Source organism: Qipengyuania flava, from assembly GCF_019448255.1.
GTDB classification, from domain to species: domain Bacteria; phylum Pseudomonadota; class Alphaproteobacteria; order Sphingomonadales; family Sphingomonadaceae; genus Qipengyuania; species Qipengyuania flava_A.
Map to the genome: position 1 here is coordinate 2610109 of NZ_CP080410.1, position 21277 is coordinate 2631385.

At 65.5% G+C, this 21277-nt stretch carries 23 protein-coding genes and 1 tRNA gene; 9 read left to right on the forward strand and 15 right to left on the reverse strand.

What is annotated here, in order from left to right:
* The first annotated feature begins 6 nt into the window (after positions 1 to 6).
* Positions 7 to 693 carry a queuosine precursor transporter gene (locus KUV82_RS12915; RefSeq protein WP_219954655.1) on the forward strand — a complete coding sequence of 229 codons (687 nt, stop codon included), beginning with the start codon at positions 7 to 9 and terminating at the stop codon, positions 691 to 693.
* A gap of 4 nt (positions 694 to 697) precedes the next feature.
* On the opposite strand, the gene KUV82_RS12920 is transcribed toward KUV82_RS12915, so the two are convergent.
* The 6 genes from KUV82_RS12920 to KUV82_RS12945 all read right to left on the reverse strand — a co-directional run bounded on the left by KUV82_RS12920 (position 698) and on the right by KUV82_RS12945 (position 4705).
* On the reverse strand, positions 698 to 1213 hold the full coding sequence (locus KUV82_RS12920) for a DUF421 domain-containing protein (protein ID WP_219954656.1): 516 nt from the start codon (positions 1211 to 1213) through the stop codon (positions 698 to 700).
* A 49-nt stretch (positions 1214 to 1262) separates the two neighbouring features.
* Complete coding sequence (gene fghA, locus KUV82_RS12925) at positions 1263 to 2105, reverse strand: S-formylglutathione hydrolase (RefSeq protein WP_309148081.1); 843 nt, start codon at positions 2103 to 2105, stop codon at positions 1263 to 1265.
* Positions 2106 to 2108: 3 nt separating this feature from the next.
* Positions 2109 to 2750: a CoA transferase subunit B gene (locus KUV82_RS12930; RefSeq protein WP_219954657.1), complete on the reverse strand. Its 642-nt coding sequence runs from the start codon at positions 2748 to 2750 to the stop codon at positions 2109 to 2111.
* Positions 2750 to 3460, reverse strand: coding sequence for a CoA transferase subunit A (locus KUV82_RS12935; protein ID WP_219954658.1), 711 nt, complete (start codon positions 3458 to 3460; stop codon positions 2750 to 2752). Before KUV82_RS12935 ends, KUV82_RS12930 begins: the two co-directional genes overlap by 1 nt.
* Complete coding sequence (locus KUV82_RS12940; protein WP_219954659.1) at positions 3460 to 4572, reverse strand: S-(hydroxymethyl)glutathione dehydrogenase/class III alcohol dehydrogenase; 1113 nt, start codon at positions 4570 to 4572, stop codon at positions 3460 to 3462. Before KUV82_RS12940 ends, KUV82_RS12935 begins: the two co-directional genes overlap by 1 nt.
* 57 nt (positions 4573 to 4629) lie before the next feature.
* Positions 4630 to 4705, reverse strand: a tRNA-Lys gene (locus KUV82_RS12945).
* A gap of 115 nt (positions 4706 to 4820) precedes the next feature.
* Here KUV82_RS12945 and KUV82_RS12950 point away from each other — a divergent pair.
* Complete coding sequence (locus KUV82_RS12950) at positions 4821 to 5393, forward strand: putative colanic acid biosynthesis acetyltransferase (protein ID WP_258319760.1); 573 nt, start codon at positions 4821 to 4823, stop codon at positions 5391 to 5393.
* On the opposite strand, the gene folK is transcribed toward KUV82_RS12950, so the two are convergent.
* Complete coding sequence (gene folK / locus KUV82_RS12955; protein ID WP_219954660.1) at positions 5359 to 5844, reverse strand: 2-amino-4-hydroxy-6-hydroxymethyldihydropteridine diphosphokinase; 486 nt, start codon at positions 5842 to 5844, stop codon at positions 5359 to 5361. The two genes, KUV82_RS12950 and folK, sit on opposite strands and share 35 nt — an antisense overlap.
* Before the next feature lie 54 nt (positions 5845 to 5898).
* Here folK and KUV82_RS12960 point away from each other — a divergent pair, with 54 nt between their 5' ends.
* On the forward strand, positions 5899 to 7323 hold the full coding sequence (locus tag KUV82_RS12960; RefSeq protein WP_219954661.1) for a M20/M25/M40 family metallo-hydrolase: 1425 nt from the start codon (positions 5899 to 5901) through the stop codon (positions 7321 to 7323).
* Here the strand turns inward: KUV82_RS12960 and KUV82_RS12965 are convergent.
* From KUV82_RS12965 to KUV82_RS12975, 3 genes are read right to left on the reverse strand one after another with little or no spacing between them, the layout of a single operon-like run.
* Entirely contained in the window at positions 7320 to 7739 is a 420-nt protein-coding gene (locus KUV82_RS12965; protein WP_219954662.1) for a hypothetical protein, read from the reverse strand. The genes KUV82_RS12960 and KUV82_RS12965 overlap by 4 nt on opposite strands.
* Before the next feature lie 2 nt (positions 7740 to 7741).
* Entirely contained in the window at positions 7742 to 8605 is an 864-nt protein-coding gene (gene aguB, locus KUV82_RS12970) for an N-carbamoylputrescine amidase (RefSeq protein WP_219954663.1), read from the reverse strand.
* A gap of 16 nt (positions 8606 to 8621) precedes the next feature.
* Entirely contained in the window at positions 8622 to 9452 is an 831-nt protein-coding gene (locus KUV82_RS12975) for a class I SAM-dependent methyltransferase (protein ID WP_219954664.1), read from the reverse strand.
* 104 nt (positions 9453 to 9556) lie between these two features.
* Here KUV82_RS12975 and msrA point away from each other — a divergent pair, with 104 nt between their 5' ends.
* Genes msrA through KUV82_RS12990 form a run of 3 tightly spaced genes read left to right on the forward strand, consistent with a single transcriptional unit; the run spans position 9557 to position 11918 of the window.
* Positions 9557 to 10093, forward strand: a complete 537-nt coding sequence (msrA, locus tag KUV82_RS12980) for a peptide-methionine (S)-S-oxide reductase MsrA (protein WP_219954665.1) — start codon at positions 9557 to 9559, stop codon at positions 10091 to 10093.
* Between the two features lie 13 nt (positions 10094 to 10106).
* Positions 10107 to 11045 (forward strand): NAD(P)/FAD-dependent oxidoreductase, encoded by a 939-nt coding sequence (locus tag KUV82_RS12985; RefSeq protein ID WP_219954666.1) that lies wholly within the window; start codon positions 10107 to 10109, stop codon positions 11043 to 11045.
* Positions 11046 to 11099: 54 nt separating this feature from the next.
* Positions 11100 to 11918: a hypothetical protein gene (locus KUV82_RS12990; protein ID WP_219954667.1), complete on the forward strand. Its 819-nt coding sequence runs from the start codon at positions 11100 to 11102 to the stop codon at positions 11916 to 11918.
* On the opposite strand, the gene KUV82_RS12995 is transcribed toward KUV82_RS12990, so the two are convergent.
* The gene (locus KUV82_RS12995) at positions 11915 to 13150 is read right to left on the reverse strand and encodes an RsmB/NOP family class I SAM-dependent RNA methyltransferase (RefSeq protein WP_219954668.1); all 1236 of its coding nucleotides are present in this window, start codon (positions 13148 to 13150) and stop codon (positions 11915 to 11917) included. The genes KUV82_RS12990 and KUV82_RS12995 overlap by 4 nt on opposite strands.
* Before the next feature lie 57 nt (positions 13151 to 13207).
* Here KUV82_RS12995 and KUV82_RS13000 point away from each other — a divergent pair, with 57 nt between their 5' ends.
* Positions 13208 to 13366: a DUF1674 domain-containing protein gene (locus KUV82_RS13000; RefSeq protein ID WP_219954669.1), complete on the forward strand. Its 159-nt coding sequence runs from the start codon at positions 13208 to 13210 to the stop codon at positions 13364 to 13366.
* 82 nt (positions 13367 to 13448) lie between these two features.
* Here the strand turns inward: KUV82_RS13000 and KUV82_RS13005 are convergent, their stop codons facing one another.
* From KUV82_RS13005 to KUV82_RS13020, 4 genes are read right to left on the reverse strand one after another with little or no spacing between them, the layout of a single operon-like run.
* On the reverse strand, positions 13449 to 14852 hold the full coding sequence (locus tag KUV82_RS13005) for a cytochrome P450 (RefSeq protein ID WP_219954670.1): 1404 nt from the start codon (positions 14850 to 14852) through the stop codon (positions 13449 to 13451).
* 38 nt (positions 14853 to 14890) lie between these two features.
* Positions 14891 to 15919 (reverse strand): ferrochelatase, encoded by a 1029-nt coding sequence (gene hemH / locus KUV82_RS13010; RefSeq protein WP_219954671.1) that lies wholly within the window; start codon positions 15917 to 15919, stop codon positions 14891 to 14893.
* The gene (locus KUV82_RS13015; protein WP_219954672.1) at positions 15916 to 18213 is read right to left on the reverse strand and encodes a xanthine dehydrogenase family protein molybdopterin-binding subunit; all 2298 of its coding nucleotides are present in this window, start codon (positions 18211 to 18213) and stop codon (positions 15916 to 15918) included. The genes hemH and KUV82_RS13015 overlap by 4 nt, the downstream gene beginning before the upstream one ends.
* Positions 18192 to 19154, reverse strand: a complete 963-nt coding sequence (locus KUV82_RS13020; protein WP_219954673.1) for an Mrp/NBP35 family ATP-binding protein — start codon at positions 19152 to 19154, stop codon at positions 18192 to 18194. The genes KUV82_RS13015 and KUV82_RS13020 overlap by 22 nt, the downstream gene beginning before the upstream one ends.
* Before the next feature lie 118 nt (positions 19155 to 19272).
* Here KUV82_RS13020 and hflK point away from each other — a divergent pair, with 118 nt between their 5' ends.
* Both hflK and hflC read left to right on the forward strand, forming a co-directional pair.
* On the forward strand, positions 19273 to 20376 hold the full coding sequence (hflK, locus tag KUV82_RS13025; protein ID WP_258319761.1) for a protease modulator HflK: 1104 nt from the start codon (positions 19273 to 19275) through the stop codon (positions 20374 to 20376).
* Position 20377: 1 nt separating this feature from the next.
* On the forward strand, positions 20378 to 21211 hold the full coding sequence (gene hflC, locus KUV82_RS13030; protein ID WP_219954675.1) for a protease modulator HflC: 834 nt from the start codon (positions 20378 to 20380) through the stop codon (positions 21209 to 21211).
* Positions 21212 to 21277: the final 66 nt, after the last annotated feature.

Here is a 21277-nt window from a genome sequence, read left to right on the forward strand (position 1 = left end):
CCGTCCATGACCGAAGCCCATAACGAAACCCGGCTTGCCGCCGCCGCCATGCCGCTGGGCCTGTTCGTCTACACCCTGCTCTATGGCGGGATGACCGTGCTGGCAGGCGTCCTCGCGTTCAAGCAGGTGCAGCTCTGGCCGACCGAGCTGGCGGTCGAATCGGGCATCTTCGCCTTCCTGCTGCTGGTCGTAATCTCCAGCACCATCGCCCAGCTCTACGGCGAAAAGCTCGCCAACCGGATCGTGTGGTGGGGCTTCATCCCGCTGCTGATTGCATCGCTGCTGATGCAGCTGGTGCTGAACCTGCCCGCTTCGGTGGAGATGGTCGAATTCCGTGGTGAAGACCTTGCGGCGTTCGAGCGGGTGCATGCAACTCTATGGCGCGTGTGGATGGCAGGGCCGGCCGCCTACATCGTCTCGCTGCTCTTGAACGTGTGGATCTTCTCGCGCCTGCGCGGGTCGGGCGAAGGCGCCTCGACCGTCTCGCTGATGGTCCGCGGCGCGATTGCTTCGGCGCTTAGCCAGGCGATCGATTCGGTGATTTTCATCACGCTGGCGTTCTATGGCCAATTCGACATCACCGACCTGCTGATCGGCCAAGTCATTGCCAAGGTCGCGCTGAGCCTCGTGCTGGTGCCGTTCCTGATCACCGGCGGGGTTGCCCTCGCCCGTCACCTCGACAGCAGGAACTGACGCCTCAGGGCCTGTCAATCCCGTCGACCAGCGCGTCCTCCAGGCAATCGCCGTGGAGGACCGAGATATCACCTGTAGTCTCCAGCACGACCGCGCGCACCTGGTCCATGCGCAGGACATTGGCCTCGCGCAGCTTGGCGATGACATCGTCCTTGGCCACGCGTGAAGTCTCAAGCGCGCCGTCGCAGAACTTGCCTTCGTACATCAGGAAGATCGGGCCATTTTGAATGGCATCCTCGAAGCTGTCAGAGGATTGCCGCAGGTTCGCGACGAGATACTGAAGCCCGAACAGGGCGGCCAACGCGAGGAGAGCCTGAGCGAACGCCGGCCATTCGCTGGCCTGCACCGCTCCCGCCAGCAGCGACCCCGAGGCAACCGTCACCACGAAGTCGAAATTGGTCATCTTGGACAGCGACCGTAGCCCGATCACCCGGATCACGGCGGTGACCCAGACTAATCCGATGGCGGAGAGGATGACAGCGCGGGCGAGGAGGTCGAGCCAGGTTTCTTCGAAGAACATGGGGCACCAACGTTCCGGTAGTCCCAAGCTTTCCCGAAGATGACGAAAATCAGTCCTTCAGCCGCTCCGCATGCCAGCCGACATGCTCGGCCATGAAGCTCGAGATGAAATAATAGGAGTGGTCGTAGCCCGGCTGCATGCGGATTTCGACGGGCATGCCGGCTTTCTCGCACGCTTCGGCAAGCAGGTGCGTCTTGAGCTGGCTCTCGAGGAAATCGTCGCCTGTGCCCTGATCGACTAGCAGGTGTTCGAGCCGCGACCCGTCTTCGATCAGTGCGCACGCATCGTATTCACGCCATCCATCGCGGTCTGGGCCGAGATAGCCGCCCAGGGCCTTCTCGCCCCAGGGACAGTTCAGCGGGCTGACGATCGGCGAAAAGGCGCTGACCGAACGGAAGCGATCGGGATTGCGCAAACCAATCGTGAGCGCTCCGTGCCCGCCCATCGAATGGCCGGTGATGCCCTGCCGATCGATGTCCACGGGGAAATGCTCGGCCAGAATCGCGGGCAACTCCTGCTCGACGTATCTGCGCATGCGGAAGTGTTTTGCCCAAGGCTGCTCGGTCGCATCGACATAGAAGCCCGCACCCTTGCCGAAGTCGTAGGCCTCGTCGTCGGGCACATCCTCGCCGCGGGGCGAGGTGTCGGGAGCGACGAAGATCACCCCGTGTTCGGCGCAGGCGGCGCGGTATTCGCCCTTCTCGGTCACGTTCGCGTGGGTGCAGGTGAGGCCCGAGAGGAACCACAATACCGGCAGCTTCGCGCCCTCCTCGTGCTCAGGCACGAAGACCGAGAAGGTCATCTCGGTGCCGGTGCTGGTCGAGCCATGGCGATATACGCCCTGCACGCCGGAGTGGCTGCGATGCTCCTCGACCTTTTCCAGCGCCGCCATGGCCTAGAGCGCGACCTCGTATTCGGCGGTGGTCTTCTCGGCCACTTCCTCTGCCGTGACGCCGGGGGCGAGCTCGATCAGGCGGAATTTGCTGTCGTGGTCCGGACGGTGGAACACGGCGAGATTGGTGATGATCATGTCGACCACGTTCTGGCCCGTCAGCGGCAGGGTGCATTCGGGAATGAACTTGGGGCTGCCGTCCTTGGCGTTGTGGTCCATCACCACGATGATCTTCTTCACGCCGGCGACGAGGTCCATCGCGCCGCCCATGCCCTTGATCATCTTGCCCGGGATCATCCAGTTGGCAATGTCGCCATTGGCCGCGACTTCCATCGCGCCGAGCACCGTCAGGTCGATATGCCCGCCGCGGATCATCGCAAAGCTCGCCGCGCTGTCGAAATAGGCGCTGTGCGGCAGTTCGCTAATGGTCTGCTTGCCCGCGTTGATCAGGTCCGGATCCACTTCGTCCGGATAAGGGAACGGCCCGATCCCGAGCATGCCGTTCTCGCTCTGCAGCGTAACATGCATGCCTTCGGGAATGTGGTTGGCGACCAGCGTCGGGATGCCGATGCCGAGGTTGACGTAATAGCCGTCTTCCAGTTCCTTCGCCGCGCGGGCGGCCATCTGGTTGCGATCCCAGCCCATTATGCGCTCTCCCTTTCGCGGGTCGTCTCGAATTCGATCTTCTTGTCGTAGGGTGCGCCCACGATCATGCGCTGGACGTAGACGCCCGGCAGGTGAATGCAGTCGGGATCGAGGCTGCCGGTCGGCACGATCTCTTCCACCTCGACCACGCAGACCTTGCCGCAGGTCGCGGCTGGCAGGTTGAAGTTGCGCGCGGTCTTGCGGAACACGAGGTTGCCGGTCTCGTCGGCCTTCCACGCTTTCACGATCGCGAGATCGGCGAAGATGCCGCGTTCAAGGATGTAGGTTTCGCCGTCGAAATCCTTGTGCTCCTTGCCCTCGGCAACCTGCGTGCCGACGCCAGTCTTGGTGTAGAAGCCGGGAATGCCCGCGCCGCCTGCGCGCATGCGTTCAGCAAGCGTGCCCTGCGGGCAGAACTCAACTTCGAGCTCGCCGGAGAGGAACTGGCGTTCGAATTCCTTGTTCTCGCCGACATAGGACGAGATCATCTTCTTCACCTGCTGCGTGCGCAGCAGCATGCCGATGCCTTCGTTGTCGATTCCCGCATTGTTGCTGGCGAAGGTAAGGCCCTTCACCCCGCTCTCGCGGATCGCGGTGAGCAGCCGCTCGGGAATGCCGCAAAGGCCGAAGCCGCCGCTCGCAATGAGCATGTCGTCCGTCAGCAGCCCGTCGAGGGCCGCCGCGGCATCGGGATAAAGCTTGTCTGCCATTAATACACCACCACGCTGCGGATGGATTCGCCTGCATGCATCAGGTCGAAGCCCTTGTTGATTTCTTCAAGCGACAGGACATGGGTGATCATCGGGTCGATCTCGATCTTCCCGTCCATGTACCAGTCGACGATTTTCGGAACGTCGGTGCGGCCCTTGGCCCCGCCGAACGCCGTGCCGCGCCAGTTGCGGCCCGTTACCAGCTGGAACGGCCGCGTCGCGATTTCCTTGCCCGCTTCGGCGACGCCAATGATGATCGAGGTGCCCCAGCCACGGTGGCAGGCCTCGAGCGCAGTGCGCATGACATCGGTGTTGCCCGTGCAGTCGAAGGTGTAGTCCGCCCCGCCGTCGGTCATCTCGGTGATCTTGGCGACCACCTCGTCACTGCTCATGCCCTTCGTGTTGAGGAAGTGGGTCATGCCGAACTTGCGGCCCCACTCCTCGCGATCAGGGTTGATGTCGATGCCAACGATCATGTTCGCGCCCGCCAGCCGCGCGCCCTGGATGACGTTCAAACCGATGCCGCCGAGGCCGAATACGACGACATTGTCGCCCACCTGCACCTTGGCCGTGTTGGTCACCGCGCCCACGCCCGTCGTAACGCCGCAGCCGATGTAGCAGCTGGTCTTGAACGGCGCGTCCTCGCGGATCTTGGCGACCGCGATTTCGGGCAGGACCGTAAAGTTCGAGAAGGTCGAGCAGCCCATGTAGTGGAAGATCGGCTCGCCCTTGTAGGAGAAGCGCGTGGTGCCGTCGGGCATCAGGCCCTTGCCCTGTGTCGCACGAATGGCGGTGCACAGGTTGGTCTTGCCCGAAAGGCACGACTTACACTGGCGGCATTCGGGCGTGTAGAGCGGGATCACGTGGTCGCCGGGCTTCACGCTGGTGACGCCCGCACCGACTTCGCGCACGATGCCAGCACCTTCATGACCCAGCACGCTGGGAAAGATGCCTTCGCTGTCGAAGCCGTCGAGCGTGTAGGCATCGGTGTGGCAGATGCCGGTGGCCATGATTTCGACCAGCACCTCGCCCGCCTTGGGCCCTTCGAGGTCCAGCTCGACAATCTCGAGCGGCTGTTTCGGGGCGAAGGCGACGGCTGCGCGGGTCTTCATGAAATATGTGCTCCGGTCTCGTTCGACCGGTGCTCCGGCCTCTTGGGCGGAAGGTGGTGGTGAGCCGTGCTGGGTTCGAACCAGCGACCTACTGATTAAAAGTCAGTTGCTCTACCGACTGAGCTAACGGCCCGACCACGGCGCGTGCCCTAGGGGCGTCGGTGCAGGTGGTCAAGCGGGTCATGGTTGTTTGCATGAAGGCTTGGCCCTACCAGTGCACAATCATGGCTGCGCGAGGGGAAATCGGGTTGGAACCGCTGGATGCAAAGCGCGCGGGAAGCCGCGTCGGCGGGCCCTCGTTCTCGCTCGGCAACCGACTCGCGCGCGTCGTCTGGGCGGCATGCTGGCTGCTGCTTGCCCGCTGGACCCCGCCGGTTTTCCACCCCTGGCGCGCGCTGATCCTGCGAGCCTTCGGTGCACGGCTGGGCCGCGGCTGCCGCGTTCATGCGAGCGTGCATATCTGGCTGCCGGCCAATCTGGACCTGGGTGACAACGTGCTGATCGGCCCGGGTGCCCGCCTCTACAACCAGGGGCGCATTGCGGTGGGATCGGACAGCGTGATCTCGCAGCGCGCACATCTGTGTGCGAGCACGCACGACACGTCCGACCCGCATTTCCAGCTTGTCCTGAAGCCCGTCACCATTCGCGAGAAATGTTGGGTCGCAGCCGAGGCCTTTGTCGGCCCGGGCGTCACCATGGGCAAAGGTTCGGTGCTGGCCGCGCGGGGCGCGCTGTTCGGCGATGCCGAGGCGATGACCATCTATCGCGGCAACCCGGCCGAACCGATCAGGAAGCGCGCGCTGCGAGCTGGCGAAGCGTAAGGCCCGTCACCGGATCGCGCCAAAAGGGCGCTATCTGAGCGGCCGGTTTCAGCACAAACTCGCGTGTGCGGAAAAGGGGGTGGGGAATCGCCAGCCCTGCGGTGTGCCACGCCCCGCCGCTCCACAGCACGATATCGAGGTCAAGCGTACGGGCCCGCCAGCGCTGGCCGCGGCGATCGCGTTCGAACAGGGCTTCGATCGCCTGCAGGCTTTCCAGCGCTTCGGGGGGCTCGAGATCGCCCCCAACAACAGCCGCGCCATTGGCATAGCGTCGCTGCGAAGGGCCAACCGGATTGCTATCGATCCAGTCCGAAACCGCCTCGATATCCCAGCCTTCTCCGGCAAGCGCCCCGACAGCCGCATCGAGAACCGAGCGCGGGCGACCAATACCGGGCAGGCGACGGTTCGAACCGAGGGCAATGAGATAGCTATGCTTGCTTGCTTCGCGCATGGGCCCGCCCTAGCCTCCGCCGACCAAACAGCCAATCGGGAGGGGTTCGGAGACATGAGGATCAAGGCGATTTTGCTCGCCGGCGCGCTGGCCATGACGGGACAGGCCGCGACCGCGCAGGACGACACTTCGAACGAGCGCACGGCGCACGAACAGCGTACCTTCGAAATCTACCGCGACATCATCGCCTTCCGCACCGCGCGCGGGCACGGCCAGATGGACGACATGGTCGCCTATCTTTCCGGCAAGCTGGCCGCCGCCGGCTTCGCGAGCGAAGACATCATGGTCACCGATTACGACAGCGACGGCGATCCCACGCAGGGCCTCATCGTGCGCTATCGCGGCGATGGAAGCCTGGGCAAGAAGCCGATCGCGCTCCTCGCGCACATGGATGTGGTCGACGCCCTGCCCGAAGACTGGGAACGCGATCCCTTCACGCTGATCGAGGACGACGGCTATTTCTTCGGACGCGGGACGCAGGACAACAAATACGGCGTCGCCAACCTCACCAGCACCTTCATCCGTCTTAAGGAGGAAGGATGGACCCCCGGCCGGGACCTCTATCTCGTATTCTCGGGCGACGAGGAAACCGGCATGATCTCCACCCGCGCTCAGGCGCAGTGGGTCGCGGAGAATGTCGACCCTGCCTATATCCTCAACTCGGACGCCGGCGGAATCGGCCTTGCCGATGACTTCTCCCCGCTCGCCCAGTCGGTGCAGATGGCGGAGAAGACCTACGTCACCTTCGAGCTGACAGTGACCAATCCCGGCGGCCATTCCTCGCGCCCCCGCCCCGACAACGCGATCTACGAGCTTTCCGAAGCGCTGCTCAAGGTATCGCAGCACGAGTTCCCGGTGCGCGAAAGCGAGCTGACGCGCACCTATTTCGGTGCGCTTGGCCAGACCATCCCGGGCGAACTGGGCGCGGCCATGCGGGCCTTCTCGGCGGATCCGACTGACGAGGCAGCGATCGCCACCATCAGCGCGAACCCCGGCTTCGTGGGCACGCTGCGCACGACCTGCGTCGCCACCATGCTCAAGGCGGGTCACGCGGAGAATGCCCTCCCGCAGTCGGCAACGGGCACGGTCAATTGCCGCGTCTTCCCGGGCGAAGGCGTTGATTCTGTCAAGGCCACGCTGGCCGAGGTGATCGGCAATGAGGCGGTGACCATCGCCCAGCGCGCGGAAGCCACCGAAAGCCCGATGAGCGCCTTTCCCGACGAAGCCCGTGCCGCCCTGTCCAAATCGCTCGCCGCGCGATTCGGCACGCCCATCCCGATGGTGCCCACCATGTCTTCGGGCGGTACCGACGGCATGCACTACCGCGCGCGCGGCTACGATACGGTCGCGATTGGCGCGGGCGCGAGCCGGCCGCAAGATGTCTACGCCCACGGCCTCAACGAACGCATGCGGGTCGACGCCTTCTACGCTGGCCTCGACCACTGGAGCATCGTGCTGAAGGAACTCGCGGGCAGCTAGAAAATATCGTTCTCGGCTTCCCGGGCGGCAAATTCGCCAAGTGTGACAGCGCGCTGCTTGCGGATCAGGCCGCGCGTTTCGAGTTCGAAAGGCACGCGAATGTCGCTCGAATAATTGGCCGCCCTGAGACGTATCTCGATGGCCTTGTCGTCGGCCCGGTGCAGCGCGATAGCCGCCGCCCGGATCGTGCCTTCTGCCGCGCGCGGTCGGAGCAAGGCGGCAAAGCGGTCAAGCACCGATTGCGCGCCTTCGATGGCCTCGGTTTCAAGCACGGCAACATTGTGCACCGCGCCCGTCTCACGCAGTTCGAAGATAAGCGGGAAGAACGTCCGGTCCTTCTCGATCCGTGCAATCGCCGCCTCAAGGGCCGCGGTGAAGAGCCGGTCGAGCTGGGACTGGTCGATACCGCCGCCCAAGCTCAGATATCCTCGCTGATCCGCCCGTAAAGCTGCGGACGACGGTCGCGGAAAAAGCCCATCCCTGCGCGGTGCTTGGCCGCCCGGTCGAGGTCGAGCGTTTCGACCAGGACGCCGGTTTCGCTGGCGCCGAATTCCTGCGTCAGATCGCCCCATTCGTCGGAAATGAAGCTGTGGCCGTAGAAGCTCTGCTGGCGGTCGGCGGGGCCTTCGTGGCCGATCCGGTTCGCGGCGCATACCGGCATGCAGTTCGACACCGCATGGCCGATCATCGCGCGGCGCCACATGCGGCTGGTATCGAGGTCCGCGTCATAGGGCTCGGAGCCGATGGCCGTGGGATAGAACAGCACTTCGGCACCCATGAGCGCCATGACGCGGGCGCATTCGGGATACCACTGGTCCCAGCAGATGCCGACGCCGATGCGCGCGCCAAACACATCCCACACCTTGAAGCCGTCGTTACCCGGGCGGAAATAGTACTTTTCCTCGTAACCCGGCCCGTCGGGGATGTGGCTCTTGCGATAGGTGCCCATGATCGCGCCGTCCGGGCCGATCATCGCCAGCGTATTGTAGTAGTGGTGCCCGTCGCGCTCGAAGAAGCTGGTCGGGATTGCCACGCCCAGCTTGGCGGCAATGTCCTGCATGGCCTTGACGCTCGGGCTTTCGGCGGTCGGATGCGCCAGCGCGAACAGCTCTTCGGCTTCCTCGCGGCAGAAGTACTCGCCGGCGAACAATTCGGGCGGGAGGATGACCTGCGCGCCCTGGCTCGCCGCTTCCTCGACCAGCTCGGAAACGGCGGCGATATTGTCCGCTGCCTCGGGACGGGCGAGCGGAAGCTGGAGGGCGGCTACACGAAGCGTTCTCATGCGCCGCCCTCTAGTCTTAGTCGGCCTTCTTGAACAGAAGCGTCATGCGATCGCTTTCGCCGATCGCCATGTAACGCTCGCGGTCCTGGTCGCCGTAACGCAGCACCGGCGGCAGGGTCCACACGCCGCCTTCCCAGTTGGCGGGATCGTTCGGGTTGGCGTTGATTTCGCTCTCACCGGCAAGCTCGAAACCGTTGGCTTCGAAGATCGCGACCACGTCCTGCTTGCGCATATAGCCGCGCTGGCGGGCGCCGTAATCGTCGTAGCTCGCGCCTTCCGGAGCGCGGTGCTGGACGACGCCGACCATGCCATCGTCCTTCAGCATCTTGCGGGCGGCCTTCAGCACGTCGTCGGCGCGGTTGCCGATGTTGAGGCCGTGCATCGAGCGGAAGATCAGCACGCGGTCGACCGTGCCTTCGACGCCTTCGGGCATTTCGTCGATTTCGAAAGCAGACAGATTATCGCCGTTGACGCCGTCCATTTCCGAAGCGGCGGTGGTGAAGCGTTCGGTCCAGCCCTTGGCGCGCGCTTCCTGGGCGCGGTTCTGGTAGGTCCGGCCATCGCTGTCCTGGTCGAAGGCAAGGTATTTGCCGGCCGGCGTCAGGTATGGCGCGAGCACGCGGGTGTACCAGCCGCCACCGGGTCCGTACTCGGCCACGGTCATGGTCGGCTCGACCCCGAAGAATGCCAGCGTTTCGGCCGGGTTGCGATACTGGTCGCGGCCGCGGTCATCGGCGCGAAGGTCGCTCGCCAGCACCTCTGCAAGGGTGGGCGCGTGATCGTCGGCTGCAAGGGGGGCGGCCAGGGGAGCGGCGACAAGCGCAGCGGCGGCTAGGAAAAGGCGCATGGGGTTTTCTCTCCTCGTGAAATCCTGTCGGGCCTTCTGAACGTGCAATGGGTGGATGACAAGGAGAAGACGGCTTCCTATCTCCCCTGCACAAGGAGACTGACATGGCGCAAGAACAGGCAATTATCGCAGGCGGATGCTTCTGGTGCACCGAAGCGGTGATGAAAGACGTGATCGGCGTGAGCGAGGTGGAAAGCGGCTATATCGGCGGCCACCAGGCGAACCCGACCTACAAGGAGGTCTGCACCGGCGCCACCGGCCATGCGGAAGGCGTGCGGGTCACCTTCGATCCCGAAGTCATCACCCTCGCCCAGCTTTACGACGTGTTCATGGGCACGCACGACCCGACCCAGCTCAACCGCCAGGGCAACGATGTCGGCACGCAGTACCGCAGCGCGATCTTTCCGCTCGAAGGGCAGGAAGAAGAGGCCCGCGCCGCCATTGCGCGCTGGAACGAGGAGCATCCCGGGCAGGAGGCCGTCACCACCGTCGAGGGCGGCGAATGGTACCCGGCCGAGGATTACCACCAGGAATACTGGGAAGGCGAAGGCCAGCGGAATCCCTATTGCCTCGCGGTCATCCCGCCCAAGCTGATGAAGCTCAGGAAGAGCTTCCAGAAGTACCTCAAGGAAGACGCCTGAGCGCCAGACCCCTATGCGGATCGCCATCATCGGCGCCGGCATGGCCGGCATGAGCTGCGCCTTGCACCTTTCCCGCAGCGGCCACGAGGTCTGCCTGTTCGACAAGGGGCGCGGGCCCGGCGGCCGCATGGCGACCCGCCGCATGGAGCACGAAGGCACCACGCTGCGCTTTGACCACGGGGCGCAATACTTCACCGTGCGCGACCCGCGCTTCATCGCCCAAGTAAATGAGTGGGAAAGCGCGGGAGTGGCCGCGCGGTGGCCTGCCGCTGGCGATGACGCATGGGTCGGCAGCCCCGCGATGAACGCCCCGCTCAAGGCCATGGCCGAGGAGCTGGACGTACAATTTTCTGTGCGGGTCGAGAGCCTCGAGCGCCTGCCGGATGGTTGGAAGCTGACCGGCGACGGCGCGCCTGACACGCTGTTCGAAGCTGCGATTGTCGCGCTTCCGGCGGAGCAGGCCGCGCCCATGCTGGCCGGTCACGATGCGCAGACCAGCGCCCTCGCCGGGCAAACCGTGTCCGACCCGTGCTGGACTCTCATGGTCAGTTTTGCCGCCCCGCTTGAGGGCCTGGAGGACACGCTTCGCCACGCGGAGCCCATCGGCTGGGCAGCGCGCAATAGCGCAAAGCCGGGCCGGGATGAAGGCGAGTGCTGGGTGGTGCAGGGATCGCCCGAATGGTCGCGCGCGCATCTTGAAGAGGACGCCGAGGTGGTCGCTCGCGCTCTGATGGCCGCGCTCGAGGACGCAGTCGGTGGTCCGCTGCCTCCGACGCTCGTCACAAGCGCGCATCGATGGCGCTTCGCCAAGTCGGGTGCCGCGGGCCGCGACTATGTCTGGGATGCCTCGCAGCGCCTTGGTGTCTGCGGCGACTGGCTGGTTGCTCCGCGCGTCGAAGGCGCTTTCCTTTCGGGGGCCATGCTGGCCGAAGCGATCGGGGCACCTGCCTAGCGACCTTCTTTGCGGGATTGTCTTGCAGGGCCGTAGCCTGCAAGGTTCGAGACCATGCCCGCGCCGCACACCAAGAACTTTACCAGCGACCACCGCGTCCACGAGGACGGACGCGTCACCTTCGCCTGCTCGCAGGACGCTACACTGTGGCCCTGGACGCTGATCGGGCCGCAGCATCCCGGCGCAATCCAGGCGGCGAGCTATTGGCTGTCGGTCGAAAGCGCGATGGCGCTCGGCACCTGGGACCCGGAGAAATGGTCCGCCCTCACCTGGACGCGCTGGACCTGTGGCGAACCCGAGGCCGGACGCATGGCGCATGGCTTCTACCAGCGCACACAGATCGATGGACAGGAGAGCTTCTCGATCGACCTGTTCGACGCGCAGGACCGGCTGATCTGCCGCCTCGACGGGCGCGGGGTCGTGTTTCGCACGCGCGATTTCGAGAAGTGGCGCAGCAAGGCGAAGGAGCCCAATCCCAAGAGCGCATCGGCCGTTTTCGCTTACGCCCACCCCGATGCGCTGGGCCTTGCCGAGGGCGAGCACCCCTTCCTCGGTCCACTGCACGAAGGCAAGGCTGAGGGGCTGCTCGACGCGCAGAACGCCATGCCGCCCGCCCACCCCTGGCTCGACGGCTCGGGCGACCACGTGAACTCGGCACATCTTGCAGAGGTCGCACGCCAGTTCGTAAGCCTACTGCGCGCAGGCAAGTCCTTCCGCGTCACCGAGGCCGAAATCCGCTTCGATCGCTATGTCGAACTGGGCGTGCCGTTCGAAATCGAGCGAGTGGCCGAAACCGGTTCAGCCATCGAGATGGCGCTGCACCAATCGGGACGCGAGTGCACCGCCATCACCTACCGGGTCGAAGACGCCTAGGTCTTCGTCCAGCGTGCGACGAAGAAGCCGTCGAGGCGGCCCTCGTCCGAAATCATGCCGGGATCGGTTCGCAGCCAGCCCTCCGCCGTCGGCGCGATGCCCGCTGGCAGAGAGCCTGCATCAATCGGGCTAGGCGCCAGCGCCACGCGTGCCGCCTGCTCTTCGCCCTCCTCCCGCTCAAGCGAGCAGGTGGCGTAGACCAGTGTCCCGCCGGGTTTGAGCCAGCCAACCGCCCGTTCGAGCAGGGCCGCCTGAAGCTCCGCCATCTCCTCAATCTGGCGCGCGCCGATGCGGTGCAGGACATCCGGGTGGCGGCGCGCGGTGCCGGTCGCGGTACAGGGCGCATCAAGCAGGATCGCGTCGAACTGGTGCTTGGGCTCCCAGGCAAGGGCATCGGCGCGCACCGCGCCCGCCTTCAGCCCGGTCCGCTTGAGATTGGCCTTCAGCACATCGAGGCGGCGTTTCGAGATATCGAGCGCGGTCACCTGCCAGCCTTGCGCCGCCAGTTGCAGCGTCTTGCCGCCCGGCGCGGCGCACAGGTCGAGCGCATGGCGTCCTTCGCCCGCACCGAGGACTCGTGCCGGGAGCGAGGCGGCGAGGTCCTGCACCCACCATGCGCCCTCCGCATAGCCTGCGAGCTTCTCGACACTCTCGCCGCGGGGGAGGCGCAAATGGCTGGGCATCAGGCTGTCAGCGGAAAGCTGGACCTTCCAGCGTTCGGTCTCTTCCGGGTCGCGCAGCGTCAGGTCGAGCGGGGGTGGTTCGGCGAGGCCTGCGGCGATGGCCGGAGCCCGTTCGCCCCAGCGTTCCGCCACATCGACAGGGAGCGTCGGTACCTCGGGAAGGCTCGCCTCGCGCTTGGTCAGCGTCGAGAATACGCCATGCGCGAGCCTGCGCGGGCCGCCGGCGAGCAGGTCCAGCCCGGTTGCCACCACCGCGTGCGGCGGCGTGCCGAGCCGCAGCCACTGGGCAAGCATCATGCGCAGCACGGTGCGCGCCTTGGCATCATCGGGTAGCGGCTTCTTCGTGGCGCTATCGATTAGGGCGTCAAGGTCGACCATCCAGCGCAGCACTTCGCTGGCGATGGCGCGGGCGAGCGCCTTGTCCTCGAACTTGCGCACGTCTTTCGTCGCGCCATTGAAGGCGACATCGAGCGTCTCGCCGCGGCGCAGGACCGCATCGAGCAGGCGCAGCGCGGCGCGGCGCGCGTGGATACCTTGGGGTTGTGCCATTGGCCGCGCCCTCTACGCGCACTTGAAACCGCGCGCCAGCCTGCGCATTTGAACAGTATGACCGAGCGCGCAACAAAACGGCCCGATAGCTTCAAGAAGCCGGCCCACTGGACCAACGATCCTCCGCCAGAGCCCAAGAAGAGCACGAACGAAGAAGAGCTCAGCCCGACGCGCTATGGCGACTGGGTCAAGGACGGGATTGCCATCGACTTTTGATGCTCAGTCACTGCGAGCGCAGCGATGCAATCCAGTTCCAATACGCCTGGGTTGCCGCGTCGCCTGCGGCTCCTCGCAATGACTAGGTGATGGATTTGAGAGTGAGCTTCAGCCCGTCCCTGGGCTTGGGGATCGGCCAGGCCTGCCACTCCGGATCGCCATCGGTCAGCTCCACGCGGTAGCGCGGCAGCATCTGCGCCATCAGGACCTTCACCTGCATGTAGGCGAAGTGGAGGCCGAGGCACATGTGCGCGCCGCCGCCAAACGGCACCCAGGCGTATTTGTGGCGCGCCTTCACCTTGTCCGGGGTGAAGCGCATCGGGTCGAACTTTTCGGGCTCGTCCCAATATTCCTCGCTGTGGTGCGTCCAGTGGATGTTGATGCCCACCGGCGTACCGGCGGGGATCCGGTAGCCGCCCAATTCGAATTCGCGCAGCGCACGGCGCGGCATTGAGGGGACCGGCGGGATGAAGCGCAGCGCTTCCTTGAAGGCCATCTCGGTCAGTTCGAGCTTGCCGAGATCATCATAGGCCAGGTCGCGCACGCGGCCATCGGCATCGACACCGCCGGTGACGCTCTCGATCTCGTCGCGCAGCTTGTCCTGCCACTCGGGGTTCTTGGCGAGCAGCCACAACAGCGAGGTCGCCGAAGAGGTGATCGTGTCGTGCGCGGCCATCATCAGGAAGTTCATGTGGTCGACCACCTCGTCGACCGGCATCAGGCTGCCGTCCTCGTATTCGGCGGTGGCAAACTGGCTGAACATGTCCTGCCCGCCACCTTCCGCGCGGCGGCGGTGCGTTTCCTTGGTGAAATAGTCGACGAGATAGGCGCGCCCATCGACGCCCTTCTTCATCTGCGTGAAGGGCAGCGGCTTGCGCACCGGTGCAACGCTGGCCTGGACCATGTCGACAAACGCGCGGTTGATCGTGTCCGCTTCCGGCCCCCAGGGGATGCCGATGAAGCTGTCTGCCGCGAGGTCGAGCGTCAGCTCCTTGATCGCGGGGTAGAAGCGCATCTCGCCTGCGCCCCATTCATCCATCCGCTTGGCGATGCCGCGATTGAGCGCGCCGGCATAATGGCGCATCGGGCCGGGCTTGAACGCAATCGACAGCGCACGGCGGTCCATGCGGTGATGGTCGAAATCCATTAGCATCAGCCCGCGCGGGAACAGCTGGTCGAGGATAGGGCCCCAGCCCTGCTCGCTGGAGAACAGCTTTTGCCGGTCGAACAGCACCAGCTCGTTCGCATCGGCGCCAATCAGCGCGACGTTCCAGCCACCGAAGGCCTTGTTCTTGTAAACCTTGCCGTATTTGGCGACCATCTTCTTGGCCATGCCATGCGGGTCGGCGAGCATCCTGAAGGTGTTGCCGACGATCGGCCAGCCAGCTTCGCCCGGGATATGGGAAAGCTCGTCCGGGTCCGGGTTACCCTCGGTCCAGTGGGAGGGTACGGCTTCGGTGGGTTGGTGCGGCGCTAGGGTGGCCATAGGTAGCTCCTGACAACTTACCGCAGTGTAAGTAAATTCTAATCGTTAATCCACCCTGACAGTTCGCGCCGAAGCAGAATTTCCAGCATTGCGAGCCCCGCATCCGACGTGTTGAGGCAGGACAGCGCCGCAAATTGCTCGCCGCCGGCTTCGGTAAACTGCTCCTTGCCCTGGATGGCCAGCTCTTCCAGCGTCTCGAGGCAGTCGGCCGAGAAACCGGGCGCAGCGATGGCAAGCCGCTTGGTCCCTGCTGCGCCTTCTTCCTCAAGGACAGTGTCGGTCGCCGGTTCCAGCCATTTCGCAGGGCCAAAGCGCGACTGGAAGGTCGTGCGGAACCGCAGCCCTGGACGCGCCAGCTTTTCCTGCAAGAGGCGCGAAGTCTTTTGGCAGTGGCAGTGATAGGGATCGCCGAGGTCGAAGGTACGCTGCGGCATGCCGTGGAAGCTCAGCAGAAGAACTTCGGGTTCGAAATCGAGCGCGGCCAGCTGCCGGTCGATATCGCTCGCCAGCGCATCGATATAGGCGGGATCGTCGTGATAGGGCGGCAGGGTCCGCAAGGATGCTTGCCAGCGCATCTCCTTCAGCTTGTCCGCCGCCTTGTCGACTACCGTTGCAGTCGTCGCGCCGCTGTATTGTGGGTAGAGCGGCGCAAGCAAAATGCGCTCGCAGCCCGCGTCCATCAGCGCCTGGATCCTCTCGGGGATAGAGGGCGTGCCGTAACGCATCGCCCAGTCGACCATCACGCCCTCGCCAAGCCGCGCCTGCATGGCCTCGGCCTGCTTGCGCGTGATGACTGCAAGCGGCGAGCCTTCTTCGGTCCAGACCTGGCTATAGGCGTGCGCGCTCTTCTTGGGGCGGGTGTTGAGGATGATCCCGCGCAGGATCGGCTGCCAGGCGATGGGCGGGATCTCGACCACCCGGCGATCGGACAGGAATTCCGCCAGATAGCGTTTCACCGGGCCCTTTTCGGGCGCATCGGGCGTGCCAAGATTGACGACGAGCACGCCGACGCCGCCCGATTTGACCGGGGGGTGACCGGCGGGAAGGGATTGCGGTTGCCAGGTCATAGACCCTCCGAAAGCAGGGGCAGGCGGCGGAAACGCACGCCGGTTGCAGAGTAAAGCGCGTTGGCGATGGCGGGCGGTGCGACGGCCACGCCCAGCTCGCCCGGATCGAAGGCCGGGGCATCGCTCGAAAGGAACTCGACGACGATTTCGGGGCTGTCCGCAAGCGTCGGGAGGCCGAGAGCGGCGAGGCGACTGGGAACCGGCTTGCCGTCTTCATAGACGATGCTGGACCCGGTCGCGAGCGAGAGGCCGAACAGCAGCCCGCCCTCGATCTGCTGGCGGGCAATATCGTGGTTGACCACTCGCCCGATATCGACGGCGGCGTGGAGCCGGGTCACGCGAACCCCTCCATCGCCGAGGCTGGCCTGGGCGACGCAGGCGATATGGCCGCCCGCTTCGCCCGACCCCATCCGCAGCATGGCAAGGCCCTGCCCGGTCCCGCGGCGTCCGCCGTCCCAGTTCGCGAGCCGGGTCGCGCGCCGCAGCACATCGGCCATGCGCGCCGACTGGCCCAGCATTTCCATGCGGTAGAGGAAGGGATCACGTCCGGCACGTTCCGCCAATTCGTCAACGAAGCTCTCGGTAAAGAAGGCGGTGTAGGCGTTTGCGTTCCCGCGCATCCGCCCGGTCGGAAACGGAAGCGGGGTGGACAGGTGATCGATGGCGACATTTTCGATGCCGTAAGCCGGCACTGCCCCCGCGCAGGCCAGGACATCGGTCTCGCCCCGCGCGTTTTCCATGGCCGCATCGGGCGTCTTGTTATCGAAGAACCGCTCGCCGAATTCGTGCGCGGTGGCCGGCATGGCAAGGCGCGCGCGCCAGGCCGCGATGCGTCCGCCACTCGCCGGGACGAACGCCGCTTCCATCCGTGCGCTGACCGGCGTGCGGACGGGGACCGATTGCAGTTCCTGAACGCGCGGCCAGGTCAGGTTGACCGGCCGGCCGATGGCCTTGGCAATCTGCGCCACCTCGATCGCGTGCCGCCGCTCCAACCGCGAGTCGAAGCTGCCGCCCGCCGCCGTGGGATAGATCACCACTTTCTCCGGGGCGAGCCCGATGGCCTTGCCCGCGGCCTTGCGGGTCTGCTCGGGCGCCTGTGCTGCTATCCATAATTCCAGCGTGTCGCCATCGAAACGCGCCGTGGCGCTGGCAGTCTCGATGCTCGCATGGACAGCAGGGCCAACCGAATAGCTTTGGGCATAGTCGGCGCGCGCCAGCAAGGCATCGGCATCGCCCACTTCCAGCGCGCGGGACGGCTCACCCTCGTCATGCGCTGCGTCGAGCGCTTCGAGCGCGGCGGCGCTTTCCACTGCCGGCGGGCCTGCGAAGGCCGGGCGCATGCGCTTGAGCGCCTGCTCCGCGACCCACCAGCTTTCGCCCACGGCCGCGAGGTAGCGCTTGGAGCGCACCACGCCCACGAGCCCCTGCATTCCTTCAACCGCTGCCGCTTCGAAAGCGGACAGGTCCGGCTTCCCAAGAGGGCCATGACGGATGGAGGCGTAGACAAGCCCCGGCAGGCGAACATCGCCGGCAAACAGGAAACTCCCGTCGACCTTGGCGGGCAGGTCGAGGCGGGGATATTGGGGCGCGAGTTCCGCTTCGGCGGGCGAGATATCCTCGCTCGCCGGTTCGACCCGCAAGGGCGGCGGGTCCGGCGGCGCATAGCCGGCCGCCTCCTCCACCAGCGCGCCGAAGCCCAGCTGGTTCTCGCCAAAACGCACCAGGCCTCCGGTTACCTCGCATTGCTCCCAATCGGCATCCCAGCGGTCGGCGGCGGCCATGGCCAGCATGGCGCGCGCGGCGGCGGCCGCCTCGCGCAGGGGTTGCTCGTAGGCAGTGAGCGAGGAGCCATCCGCCGTCACGGCAAACCCGTTGTCCCGTGCAAAATTCTCGGCCAGCCGGCTATCGGGATCGCTCGCAAAGCTCGGCAGGTTCGACCACAGGGGCGCCCATTTCGCCGCCAGCGGCACGTTTGCGTAAAGGCCCGAAGGCGGGACAGGCTCGATGGCGATCTGGCGCCAATCCGCCCCAAGCTCGACTGCAACGACCTGAGCCAGCACGGTGGTCACGCCCTGCCCCATTTCGAGCTGCGGTACCGCGACGGTAACGACGCCATCGGTCCCGATGGTGATCCAGCCGCCGAAATCGCGCTCGTTGGGGCCCGGCGACAGCGGACTGTCGTAGTGTTTCGGCCAAAGCCACCAGGCGACCGCAAGGCCGCCGCCTACTGCCGCGCCGGCCAGCAACTGGCGGCGGCTGACCGGGAGGTCGTCTAGCTTTGCGCGCCAATCCATGCGTCGACCTTGGCGGCGATATCGAGGAAGGGCCGCGCCAGAGCGTCATCGCCGGCAGCAGGCGGCTTGCCCGCATCGCTCCCCTGGCGGATGGCAAGATCGAGCGGGATACGGCCCAGGAACGGCAGTTCGAGACGGCCCGCTGCGGTCTCGACCCCGCCCTTGCCGAAGGGATCGGAGACCTCCCCGCAATGCGGGCAGGCGTAGCCGGCCATGTTCTCAACGAGGCCGATAACCGGCACGCCCGCCTGGTCGAACAGCTGACCTGCGCGCGCGGCATCGATCAGCGCCAGGTCCTGCGGCGTCGACACAAGGACCGCACCCATCGGCTTGAAGCGCTGGAGCATGGTGAGCTGTACGTCGCCCGTGCCCGGCGGCAGGTCGACCAGCAGCGTGTCGACATCGTCCCAATGCGCATCGATCAGTTGCGACAGCGCATTGCCGGCCATGGGACCGCGCCAGGCCAGCGCCCGGCCCGGTTCGACCAGATGGCCCATGGAAAGCACGGGAATGCCGACAGCGCTTTCGACCGGCACCAGCTTTTCATCGCGCGCCACCGGCTTCTGCCCCTGATTGCCCAGGATTACCGGCTGCGATGGGCCATAGATGTCGGCATCGACCAGCCCGACCTTTCGCCCCGCCTTCTGGAGGGCGATGGCGAGGTTTGCGGTCAGCGTGGACTTGCCAACGCCGCCCTTGCCGCTGCCGACAGCGATGATGCGGCGCTGCTTGCGCTCCGCCGTCATGACGACACGGACGTCTGAAATCCCTTCCTTGGCCGACAGGATTTCGGTGATCGCGCCCTCGATTTCGCCGCGCTCTTTCGTGCCCATCCCCCCAGCGTCCACAACGGCGATCGCGCGCCCCTCTTTCACGGAGAGCGAGGCAACACGGTCGGCAATCGAGGCGGGAAGGAGCGTTTTGGGGTCGGTCGAACTCATGGCCGCGGCTGCTGTAGCATCGAAAAGCGGACCGCAACCCCTGTTTTTCCGGCGCAAGGCACCTATAACAAACTCCATGAGAGTTTTTGACGGGTTAGGACAGAGGATCTCCCTCGCAATGGCAGGCAAGAAAAGCCCCTGGGGCGGTGGCTCCGGGAATGGCGGTGATAACGACAAGCCGACCGGGTCGAACGGCGGCGACAAGCCCAAGGGTCCGCGCAATCCCTGGCTTCCGCCGGGCGGCGGCGACGATGGCCGCCGGGCTCCCAATATCGAGGATATCTTCAAGAACCGGGGCCCTGAAGGCCCGCGCCGCGGCGGCGGTGGTGGCGGATCGAACTTCCGCTTCCCCCAGCGCCCGGGGGGCAAGAGCTGGTTCCCGGTGGCCGTGGTGGCGATCATCGGCCTCGGCCTTGTGGCGACCAGCTTCCACCTGATCGGCCCGCAGCAGGAAGCCGTTGTGAAGACGCTCGGCAATTACACCCGCAAGATGGAGCCGGGCCTCAACTTCTCCGCCCCCTTCCCGATCGAGACCGTCGATGTCGAAGACGTGGAAGGCGTGCGCACCGTGCGCATTCCGGGCAACAACAGCCAGGCCAAGCTGATCCTGACCGGCGACCAGAACCTGGTCGACCTGTCCTATATCGTGCGCTGGAACATCAAGGACCTCGAAGGCTTCAAGTTCCGCGTTGTCGACCCTGAAGAAACGGTCAACGAAGCCGCCGAAGCCGCCATGCGCGCCTCGGTTGCCGAAACCGAGCTCGACGAGACCTTCTCGGGCCAGGGCCGTGCGGCGATCGAACAGGACGTGCGCGAACGCATGCAGGCCACGCTCGACAGCTACGGCGCCGGTGTGCGCGTGCTGGGTGTCGAAATCGAGAAGGCCGACCCGCCCGCTCAGGTGGTCGACGCCTTCCGCGACGTGCAGGTCGCAGAACAGAACGCCGATGCGGCGCGCAACCAGGCCCGCGGTTACGCCCAGCAGGTGCTGGCGCAGGCCGAAGGTGAGGCCGAGGCCTTCGACAAGGTCTACGAACAGTACCGCCTTGCTCCGCAGGTCACCCGCCAGCGTCTCTATTACGAGACCATGGAGCGCGTGCTCAGCCAGACCGACAAGACCATCGTCGAGACGAACAACGTGACGCCCTACCTCCCGCTGCCGGAAATCCGCCGGCGCGCGCAGGAACCGACGACCACTATCACCGCGCCGGAGGGCCAGTGACATGAGCAGCTTCTTCCAGGATCACCGCAACTCGCTGCTCGCGCTGGGCGTCGCGATCGTTGCTTTCATGATGAGCGCCTATGTCGTTCCCGAAGAGGAACAGGTCGTCATCATCCGAACGGGTAACCCGGTCGGCGTCGTGAACACGCCCGGCGGGGAAACCGGCGCAGGCCTATACCTGCGCGTGCCGTTCATCGATTCGGTCCGCCGCATCGAAAAGCGCCTGCTCGACCTCGAAATGAACGACGAGGAAGTGCTTTCGGCCGACCAGCAGCGCCTGCTGGTGAACGCGTATGCCCGCTTCCGCATCACCGATCCGGTCCGCATGGTCGAACGCGCGGGCACCACGGACGGCGTGCGCAACGCGCTCGAGCCGATCCTCAACTCGGTGCTGCGCCAGGAACTGGGCCGCCGCACCTTCCAGTCGATGCTCACCGCCGAACGCGGCAGCGCGCTCGCCAACGTGCGCGCCAATCTCGACCGGCAGGCGCGCCAGTACGGCGCCGAAGTGGTGGACGTGAAGATCATGCGCACCGACCTTCCCGAAGCGCCGCTGCAGTCGGCCTTCCGCCGAATGGAATCGGATCGTGAACGCGAAGCGCGCACCATCCGCGCCGGCGGCAGCCGCGACGCGCGGATCATCCGCGCCGAAGCCGACGCAGAAGCCGCGCGCATCTACGCCGAAAGCTTCGGCAAGGACGCGGAATTCTACGATTTCTACCGCGCCATGCAGAGTTATGACGCCACTTTCTCGAACGGCGAAAACCCGTCGGAAAGCAGCATCATTCTCTCGCCGGACAACGAATACCTGCGGCAGTTCCGCGGGCGTCGTTGACCGTTCGTCGAGCGCGAAGGCAGCCGTTCAAACGGCATTCAGCGGCGGGCGCGACAGTCGCCCTCC

What these genes read in the sequence shown, in the direction of transcription:
- KUV82_RS12915 (WP_219954655.1), top strand. Translation starts at nt 7, where the DNA reads ATGACCGAAGCCCATAACGAAACCCGGCTTGCCGCCGCCGCCATGCCG.
- KUV82_RS12920 (WP_219954656.1), bottom strand. Translation starts at nt 1,213, where the DNA reads ATGTTCTTCGAAGAAACCTGGCTCGACCTCCTCGCCCGCGCTGTCATC.
- fghA (WP_309148081.1), bottom strand. Translation starts at nt 2,105, where the DNA reads ATGGCGGCGCTGGAAAAGGTCGAGGAGCATCGCAGCCACTCCGGCGTG.
- KUV82_RS12930 (WP_219954657.1), bottom strand. Translation starts at nt 2,750, where the DNA reads ATGGGCTGGGATCGCAACCAGATGGCCGCCCGCGCGGCGAAGGAACTG.
- KUV82_RS12935 (WP_219954658.1), bottom strand. Translation starts at nt 3,460, where the DNA reads ATGGCAGACAAGCTTTATCCCGATGCCGCGGCGGCCCTCGACGGGCTG.
- KUV82_RS12940 (WP_219954659.1), bottom strand. Translation starts at nt 4,572, where the DNA reads ATGAAGACCCGCGCAGCCGTCGCCTTCGCCCCGAAACAGCCGCTCGAG.
- folK (WP_219954660.1), bottom strand. Translation starts at nt 5,844, where the DNA reads ATGCGCGAAGCAAGCAAGCATAGCTATCTCATTGCCCTCGGTTCGAAC.
- KUV82_RS12960 (WP_219954661.1), top strand. Translation starts at nt 5,899, where the DNA reads ATGAGGATCAAGGCGATTTTGCTCGCCGGCGCGCTGGCCATGACGGGA.
- aguB (WP_219954663.1), bottom strand. Translation starts at nt 8,605, where the DNA reads ATGAGAACGCTTCGTGTAGCCGCCCTCCAGCTTCCGCTCGCCCGTCCC.
- KUV82_RS12975 (WP_219954664.1), bottom strand. Translation starts at nt 9,452, where the DNA reads ATGCGCCTTTTCCTAGCCGCCGCTGCGCTTGTCGCCGCTCCCCTGGCC.
- msrA (WP_219954665.1), top strand. Translation starts at nt 9,557, where the DNA reads ATGGCGCAAGAACAGGCAATTATCGCAGGCGGATGCTTCTGGTGCACC.
- KUV82_RS12985 (WP_219954666.1), top strand. Translation starts at nt 10,107, where the DNA reads ATGCGGATCGCCATCATCGGCGCCGGCATGGCCGGCATGAGCTGCGCC.
- KUV82_RS12990 (WP_219954667.1), top strand. Translation starts at nt 11,100, where the DNA reads ATGCCCGCGCCGCACACCAAGAACTTTACCAGCGACCACCGCGTCCAC.
- KUV82_RS12995 (WP_219954668.1), bottom strand. Translation starts at nt 13,150, where the DNA reads ATGGCACAACCCCAAGGTATCCACGCGCGCCGCGCCGCGCTGCGCCTG.
- KUV82_RS13000 (WP_219954669.1), top strand. Translation starts at nt 13,208, where the DNA reads ATGACCGAGCGCGCAACAAAACGGCCCGATAGCTTCAAGAAGCCGGCC.
- KUV82_RS13005 (WP_219954670.1), bottom strand. Translation starts at nt 14,852, where the DNA reads ATGGCCACCCTAGCGCCGCACCAACCCACCGAAGCCGTACCCTCCCAC.
- hemH (WP_219954671.1), bottom strand. Translation starts at nt 15,919, where the DNA reads ATGACCTGGCAACCGCAATCCCTTCCCGCCGGTCACCCCCCGGTCAAA.
- KUV82_RS13015 (WP_219954672.1), bottom strand. Translation starts at nt 18,213, where the DNA reads ATGGATTGGCGCGCAAAGCTAGACGACCTCCCGGTCAGCCGCCGCCAG.
- KUV82_RS13020 (WP_219954673.1), bottom strand. Translation starts at nt 19,154, where the DNA reads ATGAGTTCGACCGACCCCAAAACGCTCCTTCCCGCCTCGATTGCCGAC.
- hflK (WP_258319761.1), top strand. Translation starts at nt 19,273, where the DNA reads ATGGCAGGCAAGAAAAGCCCCTGGGGCGGTGGCTCCGGGAATGGCGGT.
- hflC (WP_219954675.1), top strand. Translation starts at nt 20,378, where the DNA reads ATGAGCAGCTTCTTCCAGGATCACCGCAACTCGCTGCTCGCGCTGGGC.